At 33.7% G+C, this 16,925-nt stretch carries 12 protein-coding genes; 7 read left to right on the forward strand and 5 right to left on the reverse strand.

Features of this window, described 5'->3' with window-relative positions; all coding sequences use genetic code 11:
• Positions 1–216 precede the first annotated feature (216 nt).
• The 4 genes from BMY33_RS14925 to BMY33_RS14940 all read left to right on the forward strand — a co-directional run bounded on the left by BMY33_RS14925 (position 217) and on the right by BMY33_RS14940 (position 8,690).
• A complete protein-coding gene (locus BMY33_RS14925) occupies positions 217–4,818 on the forward strand; it encodes a collagen-binding domain-containing protein (RefSeq protein WP_091410054.1) in 4,602 nt (1,533 codons plus the stop codon).
• A gap of 153 nt (positions 4,819–4,971) precedes the next feature.
• Entirely contained in the window at positions 4,972–6,495 is a 1,524-nt protein-coding gene (locus tag BMY33_RS14930) for a choice-of-anchor I family protein (RefSeq protein ID WP_091410328.1), read from the forward strand.
• Between the two features lie 252 nt (positions 6,496–6,747).
• Positions 6,748–8,055, forward strand: a complete 1,308-nt coding sequence (der, locus tag BMY33_RS14935) for a ribosome biogenesis GTPase Der (RefSeq protein ID WP_091410058.1) — start codon at positions 6,748–6,750, stop codon at positions 8,053–8,055.
• 11 nt (positions 8,056–8,066) lie between these two features.
• A complete protein-coding gene (locus tag BMY33_RS14940; protein ID WP_091410060.1) occupies positions 8,067–8,690 on the forward strand; it encodes a hypothetical protein in 624 nt (207 codons plus the stop codon).
• A 7-nt stretch (positions 8,691–8,697) separates the two neighbouring features.
• Here the strand turns inward: BMY33_RS14940 and BMY33_RS14945 are convergent, their stop codons facing one another.
• The 3 genes from BMY33_RS14945 to BMY33_RS14955 are packed head-to-tail and all read right to left on the reverse strand — an operon-like array spanning position 8,698 to position 11,131.
• The gene (locus BMY33_RS14945) at positions 8,698–9,027 is read right to left on the reverse strand and encodes a MerR family transcriptional regulator (protein ID WP_091410061.1); all 330 of its coding nucleotides are present in this window, start codon (positions 9,025–9,027) and stop codon (positions 8,698–8,700) included.
• A gap of 2 nt (positions 9,028–9,029) precedes the next feature.
• Positions 9,030–10,148, reverse strand: coding sequence for a CapA family protein (locus tag BMY33_RS14950; RefSeq protein ID WP_091410063.1), 1,119 nt, complete (start codon positions 10,146–10,148; stop codon positions 9,030–9,032).
• Between the two features lie 5 nt (positions 10,149–10,153).
• A complete protein-coding gene (locus BMY33_RS14955) occupies positions 10,154–11,131 on the reverse strand; it encodes a M23 family metallopeptidase (RefSeq protein WP_091410065.1) in 978 nt (325 codons plus the stop codon).
• Between the two features lie 174 nt (positions 11,132–11,305).
• Here BMY33_RS14955 and alaS point away from each other — a divergent pair, with 174 nt between their 5' ends.
• On the forward strand, positions 11,306–13,936 hold the full coding sequence (alaS, locus tag BMY33_RS14960; RefSeq protein ID WP_091410066.1) for an alanine--tRNA ligase: 2,631 nt from the start codon (positions 11,306–11,308) through the stop codon (positions 13,934–13,936).
• A 50-nt stretch (positions 13,937–13,986) separates the two neighbouring features.
• On the forward strand, positions 13,987–14,934 hold the full coding sequence (locus BMY33_RS14965) for a GSCFA domain-containing protein (RefSeq protein ID WP_091410330.1): 948 nt from the start codon (positions 13,987–13,989) through the stop codon (positions 14,932–14,934).
• Between the two features lie 32 nt (positions 14,935–14,966).
• Here BMY33_RS14965 and BMY33_RS14970 read toward each other — a convergent pair whose 3' ends face one another.
• Both BMY33_RS14970 and BMY33_RS14975 read right to left on the reverse strand, forming a co-directional pair.
• Positions 14,967–15,386 carry a hypothetical protein gene (locus BMY33_RS14970; protein WP_091410068.1) on the reverse strand — a complete coding sequence of 140 codons (420 nt, stop codon included), beginning with the start codon at positions 15,384–15,386 and terminating at the stop codon, positions 14,967–14,969.
• Between the two features lie 195 nt (positions 15,387–15,581).
• A complete protein-coding gene (locus BMY33_RS14975; protein ID WP_091410069.1) occupies positions 15,582–16,385 on the reverse strand; it encodes a S24 family peptidase in 804 nt (267 codons plus the stop codon).
• A gap of 288 nt (positions 16,386–16,673) precedes the next feature.
• Here BMY33_RS14975 and BMY33_RS23500 point away from each other — a divergent pair, with 288 nt between their 5' ends.
• Positions 16,674–16,829, forward strand: coding sequence for a hypothetical protein (locus BMY33_RS23500; RefSeq protein ID WP_170837088.1), 156 nt, complete (start codon positions 16,674–16,676; stop codon positions 16,827–16,829).
• Positions 16,830–16,925: the final 96 nt, after the last annotated feature.

A 16,925-nucleotide genomic window follows, 5' to 3' on the forward strand; every position in this document is an offset into this window, starting at 1 on the left:
AAAACGCCCTAAAATATGATATGAACAATACTTTATCTTCACACACTTTTTAATACACGCTTAACTCTAAAAATCTAAATAAATCACAAGAGATTTGTCGACTCTTATGGTCAAGGATCAATATTTGATTTCACATCTCGTGTGTTTATTTTTTAAAACCCAAAATAAATTAACCAGTTTGAGTTTCTTTATCTCAAACGAAAAAAACAACTACACATGTCAAAAATTACTAACAAGCTTAACTCGTTGAGCAATAAATTTGGAGCTATTTCAATTACTTCAACTTTATTTAGTTTAACAATGATCGTCATTTTTATATTGAATTCGGGATTTAGTACCGTAACTGATAAGAATGAAGAAGATTCTTATTCGACAACATCTGCCTGTAATAACCCATTAGATAGAGCTTTGGGATATAATGCATTTGTTAGATATAACACCACAGTTAATGGTGGTGATACTGAAGGCCCTATTGCATTAGGAGGAAATTTAACTATTGATGGAATTATTACGATAGCTGCTCAAACACCTGGAGCTAATTTTTTTAATGGAGATGATCAAGCTTCATCTTTAGTTGTAAATGGAAAAGTAATCTATGTTTCTGGAGAAGGGATACATCTTAATCAGGGATATACTAAAATTGGGGATTTAAATGGATCATCAGTTTTTGATGTTGATTTTAATTTTGCTTCTGTGAATACAAGAGTTACAGCTCAGGATTATAATTCTAAGCCTAGAATTCAGATTCAAAGAAAGCAAGACCAAAGTTCAGTTGGTCAAGGTAATTTAATTGATTTTGAAACGATTTTTACATTGTTTGAATCACAGTCAATTTCTTATAGTAATATGCAACCTAATGTTGCAGTAAGTAGTGATAATAAAATTTCACTTTCTTTAAATACTGTAAATATTTTGAATATTACAGGAACCGAATTACAGAGTCTTCCGTATTTAACTTTTGAAAACACTCCTAGTCAAAATACACCATTGATCATTAATGTTGATGCTTCAGGCGATTTTGAATGGAATATCTTAAACCTAGCAGGAATTGGAGATGAACAGGGAGCATTTATTATTTGGAATTTTTATAATAATTCTAGTATTACTTTAAAAGGAGGTTCTACCATTATTGGGAGTTTGTTTGCTCCTAAATCAGATGTAATTAAAGATTCTTCAGGAAATATCAATGGGCAAGTTATAGCTGCTAATTATCATCATATTCAAGGAGAGTTGCATCATCATGTATTTGATTCTTGTACTGATGAAGAGGTGAACTGTACTTTAACAGTAGAAGCAGGAGATGACTCAGAGTTTTGTGGAGAAGGAGAGGTAACACTTACTGCTACTGTTTCTGGAGCATCTGAGTGTGTCGATTGCACAGATGAGTATGGTGTGACCAATACTAATAATTGTAAAAGAGATCAGGATTACGTAATGTGGTTAACTGATGGGAATAATCCAAGATGGTTTTCTAATGTTGATTTACAATGGAAGGAGTTAGCGGATGGAACAGCTACACTAACAGGTACTATTTTTGATCATACTTTAACACAAACATCATATGAGGTAAATGCAGTTTATTCTGGAAGAACCAATACTAAGCCTGCAAATAGTCCTAAAAGTCATGAATGTAATAACGAAGATGAATCTGCTTGGATTTATTATACAGAATTAACAGGTACCGTAACGAGCTCGGATGGATCTTGGTCGATTGATTTATCAAGAAGAGGTCCAGCTTTTCAGTTAGGAGATGGAGCTAACGTTACGGAGACTGAGGAAGGAAGATATGGAGCTTGCGGATGGTTTAATACTAACGATAGTCAATTTAATAGAGGAGATTTTAATTTCAATCTTGGAGATTGTATTACAACCTCAACTACCGAAGTAAGTTATTTGTGGTCAACAGGAGAAACTACCCCATCCATTACAGTAAATGAAGGAGGTATTTATACTGTTACAGTTTCTGATTGTGAAGATTGTGAGGTTTCAGATTCAGTTGAAGTTATAATAAATGATGTTCCAGAAGTAAATGCTGGAGATGATCAAGAAATATGTTTAGGAGATGAGGTTACTTTAACAGCAACTACTAATGGAAATGAAAGTTGTGAAAGTTGTATAGAATATGGTGTGCAGAACACGGATTATTGTCGTGGGGATCAAAATTATGTGCTGTGGTTAGATGGCGGGAGATTCTTTTCTAACGTAGATTTAGAATGGAATGAGCTTGCTGATGGAACTGCAACTTTAAAAGGGACTGTTTTTGATTATACGAATACGCAATTAAACTACGAAGTTGATGTGATCTTTACTGGAAAAACAGGAGTAGCTCCTGCAAATAGTCCAAAATCACATCTATGTAATGATGAGGATGAATCAGCTTGGCAATACTATACAGAATTTACGGGGACTATAACTAGTGAAGATGGATCTTGGTCCACAACTTTAACTAGAAGAGGGCCAGCGTTCCAAATGGGTAGTGGAGCTAACCAGACTGAAAAAGAATTAGGTAAGTTTGGAGCTTGTGGATGGTTTGATACCAATGATACTGAATATCCAGTAGGAGATTTTAATTTCAATTTTGGGGATTGTATTACTTCTGAAACAAATAACACTAGTTTTTTATGGTCTAATGGAGAAACTACTGAAAGCATTATAGTATCACCTGAAGAAGATACAATCTATTCTGTAACAGTTACGAATTGTAATGGTTGTACTGCTACAGATGAAGTAACAGTAATAGTTAAATCTGCAGTTGTTGATGCTGGAGATGATCAAAATATTTGTCTAGGAGAAACGGTTACATTGTCAGCTGTTGGAGAAGGAACATTTAGTTGGTCAACAGGAGAAACTACAGAAACAATTACAGTATCTCCAACTGAAACTACGACTTATGTTGTTACTGCAACTAGTGGGAGTTGTGAGGCTTCCGATTCAGTGACGGTTGTAATAAATGATCCGATTATAGTAGATGCTGGAGATGATCAAGAAATATGTTTAGGAGAAGAAGTTACTTTAACTGCACAGGCAACAGGTATTGATTGTGGAGATTGTGTTGAGTATGGTGTTAAAAATACAGATTACTGTAGAGGAAGACAGCATCAATTTGTTGTTTTTATAAATGATAACGGCACTAGATTGTGGTTTAGAAATGTAGATCTTGTTTGGAATGATAATACTACAGATGGAACTGCGACATTGAAAGGAGAAGTGTTTGAATATAATTCTACAAATACTTCGTTTATGGTAGATGCAACTTTCTCAGGGTTTACTAGTACACCACCTGTTGATAGCCCTAAAGATAGCTTTTGTCAATCAGAAGATGCAACTGGCTGGGTGTATTACACAGAGATTAGTGGAACTATCACTCAAATTGATGGAGCATTAAATTATGATATTTCTAGGAGAGGCGAAGCATTTCAAGTAGGAAATGGAGCTAATGTATTTGAATATACACCTCAGGTTTATGGAGCATCAGGATGGTTTAATTTAGAAGGAGATCCTGATTCTTTTGGAGATTTTAATATTAACATTGGAGAATGTATCTCTCAAGAAGAAGGACAAGTTCAGTATCTATGGTCTACAGGAGAAACTACACAAAGTATTACTGTATCACCAGAAGAGGATACAACATATTCAGTAACTGTAACAAGTTGTACAGATTGTGCTGGAGAAGATGAAGTAGTTGTGAAAGTAAATTCTGCAGAAGCAGATGCTGGAGATGATCAAGATATTTGTGAAGGAGAAACAACAACACTTACAGTAGTTGGAGAAGGTGATGTGGTGTGGTCAACAGGAGAGACGACAGCTACTATCGAGGTTTCGCCTTTAGAAACTACAACCTATACTGTAGAAATTACAAATGGAGATTGTTCCGCTACAGATGAAGTAGTTGTTATCGTAAGTTCGGTGACTGCTAATGCTGGAGATGATCAGACTATATTAGCAGGAGAAACAGCTACGCTTACTGCTGCAGGAGGAGATACTTATTTATGGTCAACTGGAGAGACCACTGCTACTATCGCGGTATCTCCAGAAGAAACAACAACGTACAGTGTTACTGTTTTTGCAAATGGGTGTTCGGCTGAAGATGAAGTTGTTGTTTTTGTAGAGGGTTGTACTCTTGTTGCGGATGCAGGTGAAGATCAAGAAATATGCTGGGGAGAAGAAGTAGTACTTACAGTAGTTGGAGAAGGAGATATTTTATGGTCTACTGGAGAAACTACTGAAAGCATAACAGTTTCACCAACAAATACAACTACATATTCTGTGATCTTAACTAGTGATGGTTGTGAAGCTATGGATGAGGTGGTAGTTGGAGTTACTATTGTAGAGGCAAATGCTGGAAGAGATAAGTTTTTATGTGAAGGTTTTGGAGAAGAAGCGACATTAACATCTTCTTTAGCAGATACTTATTTGTGGTCTACAGGAGAGACAACTAGAAGTGTTGTGGTGTCTCCAAGCGTTACTACAAGTTATACTTTAACAGTTACTGTAGGTAGTTGTAGTGCTACGGATGTTGTAGATGTTTTTGTTGAAAACTGTGATGAGTCAATAGCATCATCGACCGTATATCCAACTGTATTAAGATCAGGAGAGACATTAACTGTTGATTTGACATCTAAGAAAGATCAAAAAGTATTTATATCCTTTTATAGCTTGACCGGTTCCACAATGATTCCTCAGGCTGCTGAGAATGTAATTACAAAAGGTAAAACATCATTAACTTTTGATGTATTAGGTTCAATGCCTTCAGGAATGTATCTTGTTAAAATAGATAAAGAAGAAGGAACAGAATACAAGAAATTTATTGTAAAATAAAATAGATTTTATTCTTGAATATGTAAACTGCCTAAAGATTTTTCTTTAGGCAGTTTTTTTATGAAATTTAAGTTATTTGTAATTTATTCTTTTCATAACATTAAGGATATATACATTATTGAATTTTGGAAGCTAACGCAAATCAAATTAATAATGAAAATCTTTAACAAATTAAGTCTTGTCCTAATTGGAGTTTCAGGTGTGTTTTCTTCCTGTAATATAGATGATTATCAGGGCGGCGGTGGAACAAACGATCTTACGTTTAACAAAATTGGAAGTCTAACTAATGGAACAGGAGATGAAGGTTTTGCAGAAATTTCTGCCTTTGATCCAGAGACAGCTAAGTTATTTGTGGTGAATCCAAACGACGTAGAACTTTCTGTTTGGGATATATCTAATCCTTCTACTCCGTTAGCAGGAACAGATATCGCTTTAAATGGGGTTCCGAATAGTGTAGCTGTTCATGAAGGAATTGTGGCTGTTGCACTAGAAAATGCTGCTAACAAACAAGCAGATGGTGCCATTGTAACCTTTGATGCGGAATCACAAACTCTTTTGAATACTTATCCAGCTGGAGCGTTACCTGATATGGTAACTTTTAGTCCTGATGGGAAATATATCGTTGCTGCCAATGAAGGAGAGCCTAATGATGAATATACAGTCGATCCGGAAGGTTCAATTACGATAATTGAAGTAGCTACTGGGGAAGTAAATCAAGTGAGTTTTACTAGTTTTAATGGAAGAACTATTGGTAATGATTTTAGAGTGTTTGGTCCAGGGGCTACATTAGCTCAGGATATAGAACCAGAGTATATTGCGGTTTCAGATGATTCTAAGACTGCCTATGTCGCATTACAAGAAAATAACGGTATCGCAACTATAGACTTAAGATCTAAGACTGTTAGACATATTACAGGTTTAGGTTTTAAAAATTATGCGCTTCCAGAAAACCAAATAGATGCTAGCGATAGGGATGATGTTGTAGGTAATTTCCAAAATTGGCCTGTATTAGGATATTATCATCCTGATGCTATGGTTTTTACTAGAATACAGGGAGCTAGATTTTTAATTACAGCAAATGAAGGAGATGCAAGAGATTATGAAGGGTATTCTGAAGAAGAAAGAGTAAAGGATTTAATTTTAGACCCTACGGTATATCCAGATGCAGAATCTTTACAGTTAGATGAAAACCTTGGGAGATTAAAAACTACAACTGCAAATGGAGATACAAATGGTGATGGCTATGTAGATCAAATTTATGCTTATGGAGGAAGATCTTTTACAATTTGGTCTACAACAGGAGCCAAAGTATATGATAGTGGAGATCAAATTGCAAAAACTGTTTTTGAATTAGATCCTAGCGCTTTTAATAGTAACGAAGGTGATGGTGTGGATAATAGATCAGATGATAAAGGAGTAGAGCCTGAAGCGGTAGAAACTTTAAGTATAGGTAGAAGCACGTTATTATTTGTAGGTTTAGAGAGAACAGGAGGAGTAATGGTATATGATATTTCCAATCCAGTTAATCCCATATTTATAGAATGGTTAAGAGATGCATCCGATATTTCTCCAGAAGGATTAATTACCGTAAAGGCAGAGGATAGTCCAACAGGTAATGCTATGGTAATAGTTACTAATGAAGTGTCTAATACCGTAGCAATTTATGAAGTGAAATAATCACGTCCATAAAAAGTTTGTTGTTTTACAGTAACCAACTTATATAGAATTGTTTCTATCTTTGAAATAAGTAATTATTTCACTGACTGACTATCAATTATGAAAAAGTTCAATAGGTCGATGCGCTGACCGTTGAGCTTTTTCGTTTTTTATATTACCTCCTCTTTAATTTTTATTTACTTCATCTTACAGTTCAATAGTTTAGGAAGAATAAAAAGACTAATTTTGCACAAATTTTAAGAATTCAGGATAATGAGCAATATAGTGGCAATCGTAGGTCGACCGAATGTAGGAAAATCTACTTTTTTTAATAGACTGATCCAGAGAAGAGAGGCAATCGTAGATGCGGTTAGTGGAGTTACTCGTGATCGTCACTATGGTAAGAGTGATTGGAATGGGAAAGAGTTTTCGCTTATAGATACTGGTGGTTATGTAGTAGGGAGTGATGATATTTTTGAAGCCGAAATTGATAAACAAGTGGAGCTTGCAATAGATGAGGCGGACGCAATCATTTTTATGGTAGATGTTGAATCTGGTGTTACAGGAATGGATGAGGAAGTTGCTAACTTACTTCGTAAAGTTGATAAGCCAGTTTTTTTAGCTGTAAATAAGGTTGATAATGGTAAAAGAGCTGAAAATGCAGTAGAGTTTTATAATTTGGGACTCGGCGAATATTATACAATAGCAAGTATTAACGGAAGTGGAACGGGAGAGCTTTTGGATGCGTTGATAGAAGCGTTACCAGAAGTAGAGGAAGTGGAAGAAACTGAACTGCCTCGTTTTGCTGTTGTAGGAAGACCTAACGCAGGGAAATCATCTTTTATTAATGGATTGATTGGAGAGGATAGATATATTGTTACAGATATTGCTGGAACAACCCGGGATTCTATCGATACTAAATATAATCGTTTTGGTTTTGAGTTTAACTTGGTTGATACGGCAGGAATAAGACGTAAAGCTAAAGTTAAAGAAGATTTAGAGTTTTACTCAGTAATGAGATCGGTTAGAGCAATAGAACATAGTGATGTATGCCTTTTAGTAGTTGATGCTACTAGAGGATTTGATGCTCAAGTACAAAATATATTCTGGTTAGCAGAGCGTAATCGAAAAGGTATTGTGATTCTTGTAAATAAATGGGATTTGATAGAGAATAAAGAAAGCAATACTATGAAAGAATTTGAGAGGCATATTCGCAAGCAATTAGAACCTTTCACTGATGTACCGATTGTTTTTATTTCTGTATTGACAAAGCAACGAATTTTTAAGGCTATCGAAACAGCAGTAGAAGTATATAAGAATCGTTCAAAAAAGATCAAAACTAGTGTGATGAACGATACTATGTTGCCTATTATAGAAAGAAATCCTCCTCCTGCATATAAAGGTAAATATGTAAAGATTAAATACTGTATGCAATTACCTACACCTCAGCCTCAATTTGCGTTTTTCTGTAATTTACCTCAGTATATAAGAGAGCCATATAAAAGATACTTAGAAAATCAATTAAGAAAAGAATTTGATTTTCACGGAGTACCTGTAGCTGTATATTTTAGGAAAAAGTAAAGCCTAAGAGAATGAAAAAACCGCTTTTAATAATACTTTTATTATTAATATTTATAATATCTGGGATTAGTTTTCTTGTTATTAAAAGTAGTAGAGATGTTGTTTCTACATTTGGTAAAATGGATAAAGCTTTGCAACATAAGAATTACTCAGTTCAGAAAAATAATGATTCGTTATTAAAAGCTATAAGTAATGAAGAATTGTTGGTTAAAGCGTATCAAGTAGATTCCATAATAACTGGTTTCAGGGAATATATAGAATCTGTTAAACAAGAGATGCTGGGTAAAAAAAATCCTAAAAATTATGAGTTAATGGATAAACCTAATACCATGTTTTTTGCAGAAAATGGCCCGTCGAAAAAAGGAAAAGAGTTTGTGGCAGAGATTGATAAACTTAGGGAGAAGCTATTAGGGATTGTCGAAACGCCTAAGTTAAAGACAAGAATAAATAGCATTTTGATTACTGAAGAAGTGTATGATAGAAATGGTAGAAGGAAAAAGTGGTTAGATTATAATTTTAAAGGATTTCCACTGGTGGTGAGTATTACAAAACTTACACAAATGCAGTCTGATATTTCATCTATCGAGTCAGATATATTGCTAGATTATTTGAAAAAATCAGAAGAATGGAATTAAATTACCTTTACAGTTGTTCCTTTATTTTTAGCAATTGTGCTCTTATAGATTCTAGTTTTCTAATAATGTCAAAACTGTCTAAAGCATCTTGTTTTTGCTCTTTAAGATGAATTTTAGCACCTTCTAAGGTAAATCCACGTTCTTTTACTAAATGATAAATAAGCTCCAGGTTTTTGATGTCCTCTGGAGTGAATTTTCTATTTCCTTTGGCATTTTTTTTTGGTTTAAGAATATCAAATTCTTTTTCCCAAAAACGAATAAGAGAAGCATTCACATCAAATGCATCGGCTACTTCGCCAATACCATAGTACATTTTTTTCGGTAAGTCAACATACATAGTTAATTCTCATTTTTTTGGGAAAAACTTCCATCTTGTTCAAAAACCAAATTACTTTCAGGAAAATCTTGCTCAGTCAATTTTTTAATTTCTTTTAGAGCTCTTTTTTTATCGTCCATAAAAGGATATATCTCATCAATCTGTTTTGCAGAATGTAGTTTTCCTTTTATAAAATTACCCTTAGGATCTACTTCAATTTCAGCTATAGGCGCATATCCTTTTATTCCGGTTAAATTAAATCTAGAATAGGTGCAAAAATTACCTAAACTATAAGCTATAAATTTATTGTTATATACCTCAAAAGCTCTGGATACGTGTGGTCCGTGTCCCAAAATAATATCAGCACCAGCGTCAATCAATGTATGTGCAAAAAGATATACATTACCACGATCCTCACCGTAAAAACGTTCTGTTTTTCTTGTAACGTGGGTGTGATCAGCTCCTTCGGCTCCTCCATGGAAAGAAACAATTACAATATCAACTTTCTCTTTTAGTTCCTTTACAATCCTTTTTGCTTTGGTTAAGTTATGAATTTTTACGCAATCTTTGTTTGGGGCAAAGGCACAAAATCCATATGTGATTCCATTTTTTTCAAATATTGTAGATTCCTGTGCAAAAATACCAGCATAGGCTATATTATGTTTTTCTAAAGTTTTAGCGGTGTTCTTAATACCGATCGATCCAAAATCACCAATATGATTATTAGCTATACTCATAACATCGAAGCCTGTTTCTTCTAAGTATTTACCAAAAAACTCAGGAGAACGAAAAGAATAACATTTAGAAGGATCAGAACATCTTTTTGCATTTTCACCCTTATCAGTAAGAGTTCCTTCTAAATTTCCGAAAAGAATATCAGCTTGTTGTAAAACAATATTTACGTCGTCAAATGGACCTTTATCTTTTGGAGGCAGGTAACTTTCATTAGGAAAATTAGTGCCCATCATAATATCACCAACAGCCATTAGCTTAATGCTTTTGGGAGTCGAAAGTTTTTCCATTTCTAGTTTAAAATCCTCAACAAATGTAGTCATTGAGTCAATAGTCTCTTTTGAAAATTTCTGTGCTTGTATACTAAAATTAAGACCAATTAAAAATACAAGAAGAAGTGCTTTGCGCATATGAATTAATCTAGAGTTTCATTAATTAAAGAAGAAGCTTTTAGCATTTCATTAAATTCTTCAGAAGTTAAACTTCCATAATAAAAGTTACGTGGATTAATACGTTCCCCATCCTTAAATATTTCGTAATGAAGATGAGGGGCTACGGATCTACCTGTACTTCCTACATAACCAATAACATCACCACGCTTTACTTTTTGACCTTTTTTAACATTGTACTTGCTAAGATGTGCGTAGAGACTTACATAATTAAAGCCATGATCTATTCTAATATGTTTACCATAACCACTGGAATTTGCGTCTGCTCTAGTGACTGTACCGTTTCCAGATGCATATATTGGCGTGCCGGTTGCTGCAGAGAAATCCATCCCGTAATGAAACTTTCTAGCTTTAGTAAAAGGATCACTTCTCCATCCGTATCCAGATGCCATTCGTTTTAAATTAGAATTTTGAATAGGTTGGATGGCAGGAATTGTGGATAATAACTCTTCTTTTTGCTCTGCTAAATTTTTAATTTCATCCAGTGATATGGATTGTATCGCGATTTGTTTGGTGAGTTTGTCTATTTGTTTTTGACTTTCGATAATCATTTCGGAGTTATCATAACCTTCATATCCTTTATATCTATTAACCCCTCCATAACCAGCACCTCTTACTTCTCCTGGTATTGGTGGCGCGCCAAAGTATAACCTGTATATGTTATCATCCCTTTCAGCAATTTCAGCAAGGACAGCGTGATCCTTTTTTAATTGTTTGTTCATAAGCTCATACTGAAGTTTCATGTTGTCCAGTTCTCTTTTGTAAGCTTTTTCTTTAGGTGTTTCTAATTGAGGGATGTTTAAATAGATTAATAAAAGCACAAAACCGGCCAAAAAAGCGCCGAGAACTCCTAAAATGGCAAAGCCAAATTTACGTCCTTTCTTTTGTTCAATTCTACGATAAGATAGCGTCTCGCTATCGTAGTAATATTTAACCTTTGACATAATCTAAAATATACTATTTTTGCAGGATATTAGCCAAAAATAGGCTTATTTATACTTTGAGGCGAGAACAAATATAATAAATTGTCGCAAAGTCCAGAAAAAACAAACAAATATCGATAGGATATCTTTAGATAACTTTTGGTAATTAATTGATTATAAAGAAAATATAAAAAAATGAAATCCCAAGACATCAGAAACCAGTTTTTAGCGTTTTTTGAATCCAAAAAACATAGTATAGTGCCTTCTGCACCTATGGTGATTAAGGATGACCCTACCTTGATGTTTACCAATGCTGGGATGAATCAATTTAAAGAATACTTTCTAGGAAACGGAATTCCGAAGAATAATCGTTTGACCGATACGCAAAAATGTCTTAGAGTTAGTGGTAAGCATAATGATCTAGAAGAAGTGGGGATGGATACTTATCATCATACCATGTTCGAGATGTTAGGGAATTGGAGTTTTGGTGATTACTTTAAAAAAGAAGCAATCGAATGGGCTTGGGAATTGTTAACCGAAGTTTACGGTATAGATAAAAATATTTTATACGTTTCAGTTTTTGAAGGAGCTAAAGATGAAAACCTAGAAATGGACCAGGAAGCATACGATTTATGGAAGAAAATTGTTCCAGAAGATCGTATAATCATGGGTAATAAGAATGATAATTTCTGGGAAATGGGAGACCAAGGTCCTTGTGGACCCTGCTCAGAGATTCATGTAGATCTAAGATCAGAAGAAGAGAAAGCAAAAATACCAGGTCGTGATTTGGTAAATCAGGATGATCCATTAGTCGTAGAAATATGGAATCTTGTATTTATGCAATTTAATCGCAAAGCAGATAGCTCTTTAGAAAAATTACCAGCACAACATGTGGATACAGGAATGGGATTTGAAAGATTGTGTATGGCTTTGCAAGGGGTAAAATCTAACTATGATACTGATGTGTTTACACCTTTAATTAGAGAAATCGAAACGATTACGAATGCTACATATGACAAGGATAGTTTGCCAACAGATGAAAATGGTAAAGTAAGTGTGGCGATCCGTGTAATTGCTGATCATCTAAGAGCAGTGTCATTTTCTATTGCAGATGGACAATTACCGAGTAATACTGGAGCTGGATACGTGATTCGTAGGATTCTAAGAAGAGCAATTAGATATGGGTTTACATTCTTAAATATAAAAGAGCCTTTTATCTATAAATTGGTAGATACGCTTAGTAGTCAGATGAGCGGAGCTTTTCCTGAATTGAAATCTCAGAAAAATTTAATTATAAATGTTATTAAAGAAGAAGAAAATTCATTTCTAAGAACTTTAGATCAAGGATTGGTGTTGCTTGATAATGTTGTTAAGGGTACTAAAGGAAAGGTAGTTTCAGGAGAAAAAGTTTTCGAGTTGTATGATACTTTTGGTTTCCCTGAAGATCTTACGGCTTTGATATTGTCTGAGCAAGGGTATGAATATGAAGAAGAAGTATTTAAAACAGAATTACAGAAACAAAAGGATCGTTCAAGAGCGGCTTCTGAAGTAAAAGCTGGAGATTGGGAAATACTGATTCCTAATGCAGAAGAAGAGTTTATTGGATACGATCATACTTCGGGAGAGGCTAGAATTTCTCGTTACCGTAAAGTGGATAGTAAAAAAGATGGAGAGTTATATCAGTTAGTATTGGATAAGACTCCTTTTTATCCAGAAGGAGGAGGACAAGTTGGTGATAAAGGGTATTTAGAAGTTGCAAATGGGGATGTGGTTTATATTGTGGATACTAAAAAAGAAAACAATTTAATCATTCATTTTACCAAAACACTGCCTAAACATATAAACGAAACTCATAAGGCTGTTGTTGATGTTAAACAACGATCTAGAACAGCATCTAATCATACAGCGACACATTTGTTGCATCAGGCATTACGAACTATTCTTGGTACACATGTCGAACAAAAAGGTTCGATGGTTCATAGTGGAAATTTAAGATTTGATTTTTCGCATTTTTCAAAAGTATCTTCTGATGAATTACAACAAGTAGAAGATTTTGTAAATGCAAGGATAAGAGAAGCATTACCGTTAGAAGAAAAACGCAGTATATCTTATGATCAAGCTATTGCAGAAGGAGCTATTGCTTTATTTGGAGAAAAATACGGAGATGATGTTAGAGCAATACGATTTGGAGAGTCTATGGAGTTGTGTGGAGGAATTCATGTACAAAATACAAGTGATATATGGCATTTTAAAATAACATCCGAAAGTGCAGTTGCAGCTGGGATAAGAAGAGTTGAAGCAATAACTAGTGATGCTGCAAAGGATTATTTTACAAATCAATCTGAAGCTTTTTCAGAAGTGAAAGTGATTTTGAAAAACCCTAAAGACCCTATCAAAGCAATAACTACTTTGCAAGATGAGAATGCGAATCTTAAAAAGCAGATAGAAGCATTATTGAAGGATAAGGCTAAAAATTTAAAAGGAGATCTTAAATCAGAGTTTGAAGAAATAAATGGAATTCAATTTTTGAGTAAAAAAGTTGATCTTGATCCAGCAGGAATAAAAGATTTATCTTTTGAATTAGGAGGGGAAATAAAAAATGCTTTTATGATTTTTGGTGCAGATAATAATGGTAAAGCATTGTTGTCTTGTTATATTTCTAAAAACTTGGTAGAAGAAAAAGGATTGAATGCTGGTCAAGTAGTTCGCGAGCTTGGGAAATACATTCAAGGTGGAGGAGGTGGACAACCATTTTTTGCTACTGCAGGAGGTAAGAATCTAGCAGGAATTGAAGAAGCATTAGAGAAAGCAAAACAATATGTTTAATTAAAAACCAACACCCCTCTTACCAGTTAAGGTGAGAGTTGGGACTACGTATGAACTTACAAACCAAAATACCCTTAAAACCTCAGCAACCAAAAATTGATTATAATTCGGAGTTATTATTACTTGGGTCTTGTTTTGCTGAAAATATTGGAGAAAAATTTTCATACTTTAAATACAAATCTTTAGTAAATCCTTTCGGAATATTGTTTCATCCTAAAGCCATTGAAACCTTTCTTTGGATGGCGACCCAACAAGAAACGTATACTGAAACAGATTTGTTTTATCATAATGAACAATGGCATTGTTTTGATACCCACTCTAAACTAAGTCATCCAGATCAGAAACAACTATTGCAGTCACTTAATGGAGCATTAAATGAGACGTATAAAAAGATTAAATCAGCCACTCATATATGTATTACATTAGGTACATCTTGGGTATATCGTTTGCAAGCTCTTGATATGGTAGTGGCAAACTGCCATAAAGTACCGCAAAAGGAGTTTAGTAAAGAACTTTTATCTGTAGAAGAAGTGACTCAATGTTTATTAAATAACATTGGTTTAATCAAAAGTTTAAATCCAAATGTGAAAATTATATTTACTGTTTCTCCAGTAAGACATAGTAAGGATGGTTTTGTAGAAAATAACCAAAGTAAATCACATTTGATTGCAGGAATACATCAAGCCAGACGACAAGATAATACGACTGCTTACTTTCCTTCTTATGAGATTATGATGGATGAGTTAAGAGATTATAGGTTTTATAATGCAGATATGATTCATCCAAGTCCTGTAGCAATTGATTATATATGGGAATATTTTAAACAAACTTGGATTTCTAAAGAAGCGCTGGTTACTATGAATAAAGTGAAAGAAGTGCAGAATGCTATATCTCATAGACCTTTTAATCCTAATAGTGAACAACATCAACAATTTCTTCAAAAACTAGAGCAAAAAAAGAGTGAGATTCAAAAAGAACATGCCTTTATTACGTTCTAATTTTTAGTACCTAGGTTATTAGAGAGAAAGTGTTAATTAAAGAAACCAGATATCAATTGTAAACTACCGGCTATTATTCCTGCTCCAAATGAATCAGAATTCAAAGGATTGTCCCAAGATTGCTGTCCTAATGAAAGATTTACTACAGGATCAAATAGAGATTTATGAGTAAATGCATTGTTTGCGACTACTAAGAACGGCCGAGTTCTAGAAATCCCAAAAGACGGGTAATCAGTTATTCGGGAAACTCCAAAAAATAATCTATAATCATTATCATTATTACTGATTCCAGATAAACGATAGCTTTTAGAAACATTTACCGGAATAGAATCAATGATCAATGTCTTGGTAGTCTTTTTATTGGATAAAGATGGGGTTTTTATAGATTGAGAATATATCGTCCCAAAACATATAAAAAGTAGAACAGAAAATAAAATTTTAGAACCTCTCATGATTTAAAAATTGATTTATTTCATAGCATCAAAAAATGTTCCATAAATATACGTTTTAAAATGTTAACCTATTGATTTTTAATATCACTAATCGTTAGAATAGATGTAAATGTATATAAGTATAAAAGTCTTTATTGTGAGGTTTTTTTACGTGAGATCGGGTTATGGCTATAAAATGTTATGCCCGATCTTTATTTAATTATTCCTTCTTAATTCTTCTTCCAATAGAACAATTTTAGTTTCTAAGTCATGTAAACGGTCATAAACATCTACAGGCTCCGGCATTTGTTTAGAAGCAAACATAGTGACATACCAGGCTTCTACAACTTCTTCTGAGTTAATAGTATAAGTGGGATAATTGCCATCTTTGTTGTCCGATTTTAGAATAAGTTTACTTCGTTCTTCAATTCTATTAATAATTCGTTTTAAAACAATGCCATCATTCTTGCTAATTATTACGTAAATCCTTCCGTCCTTTATGTCGTTTAGATCTTCCACGTACTTTCCGAAAACAAGATCTCCATCAAAAAAAGTTCTGACCATGGAGTTCCCCTGTACTTCGAAGCATCTAAATGTACCATTACTAAGATGCGGCATGTTAAAAGAAGGAAGAGTTTCGATATATTCAGTATCGCCATAACCATCTAAATATCCTGCTCTTGCTTTTATCGGTACGTAAACTATATTTTCATGTCCTTCTTGGTTTACAGCGATTACTTGTGGAATTCCACCATATGTTTTAATTTCTTGTTTCTCACGCTTCAATAGATCATTACTTTTTCCAAAAAGATATTCTGGATCAATGGAAAATTCATCGATAATACGTTCTAATAAATCATATCCGGGTTTGGTTCTTTTTCTGGAGCCGTCAGGTTGTAGTCTTCCGGTAGTTATACTGTCTATAGTTGTGCTTGTTACTCCAATTTTTTTAGCAAAAGAATGATTGTTTAAACTAAAAAAATCAATTATCTCCTTAATTTTCACATCGATCGCTACCATTCTTTTTAGTTGTTTTGGTTTGTTTTTTTTCTGAAAAATAATTAAAACAAAATACAGAATAATTCTGTTATTTGTTGCTATTTTCTGTAAAATGTTGTATATTTGTGCTGTAATTAGTTGCTAAAATATGAAAAATAATTCACATTCAAACATTTGTGTTAATTCAATTGCAACATTTTCAGGTGAGATAGTATAAGACGTCGTGCTGGAATCACTTTAGACGGTTAACTGTTCAAACTTTTGTTTGAATAGGGTGGTGTTTTGTATTTAATTCTAATTAAATGATATATGCAACGAAGTAAACTGTTGTTAGAAAAGCGTAAACAGTTTGTTCATAATTATGTTGAGAATAATTCTGAAAAACAAATGAAAGTTATTGTCGAAGAGTTGATAGAACAGCTTTTTATTTCTGAAAAGACAATTTATAATATTTTAAAAAATTAAAGACAATTTATAATATTAAGAGCGGATGACACGAATTTTTTATTCGACTATTTCTAGAATTAATTGATGAATCTTCGGATATGAAGGTGACATTAT

Source organism: Aquimarina amphilecti (genome assembly GCF_900109375.1).
GTDB lineage: Bacteria > Bacteroidota > Bacteroidia > Flavobacteriales > Flavobacteriaceae > Aquimarina > Aquimarina amphilecti.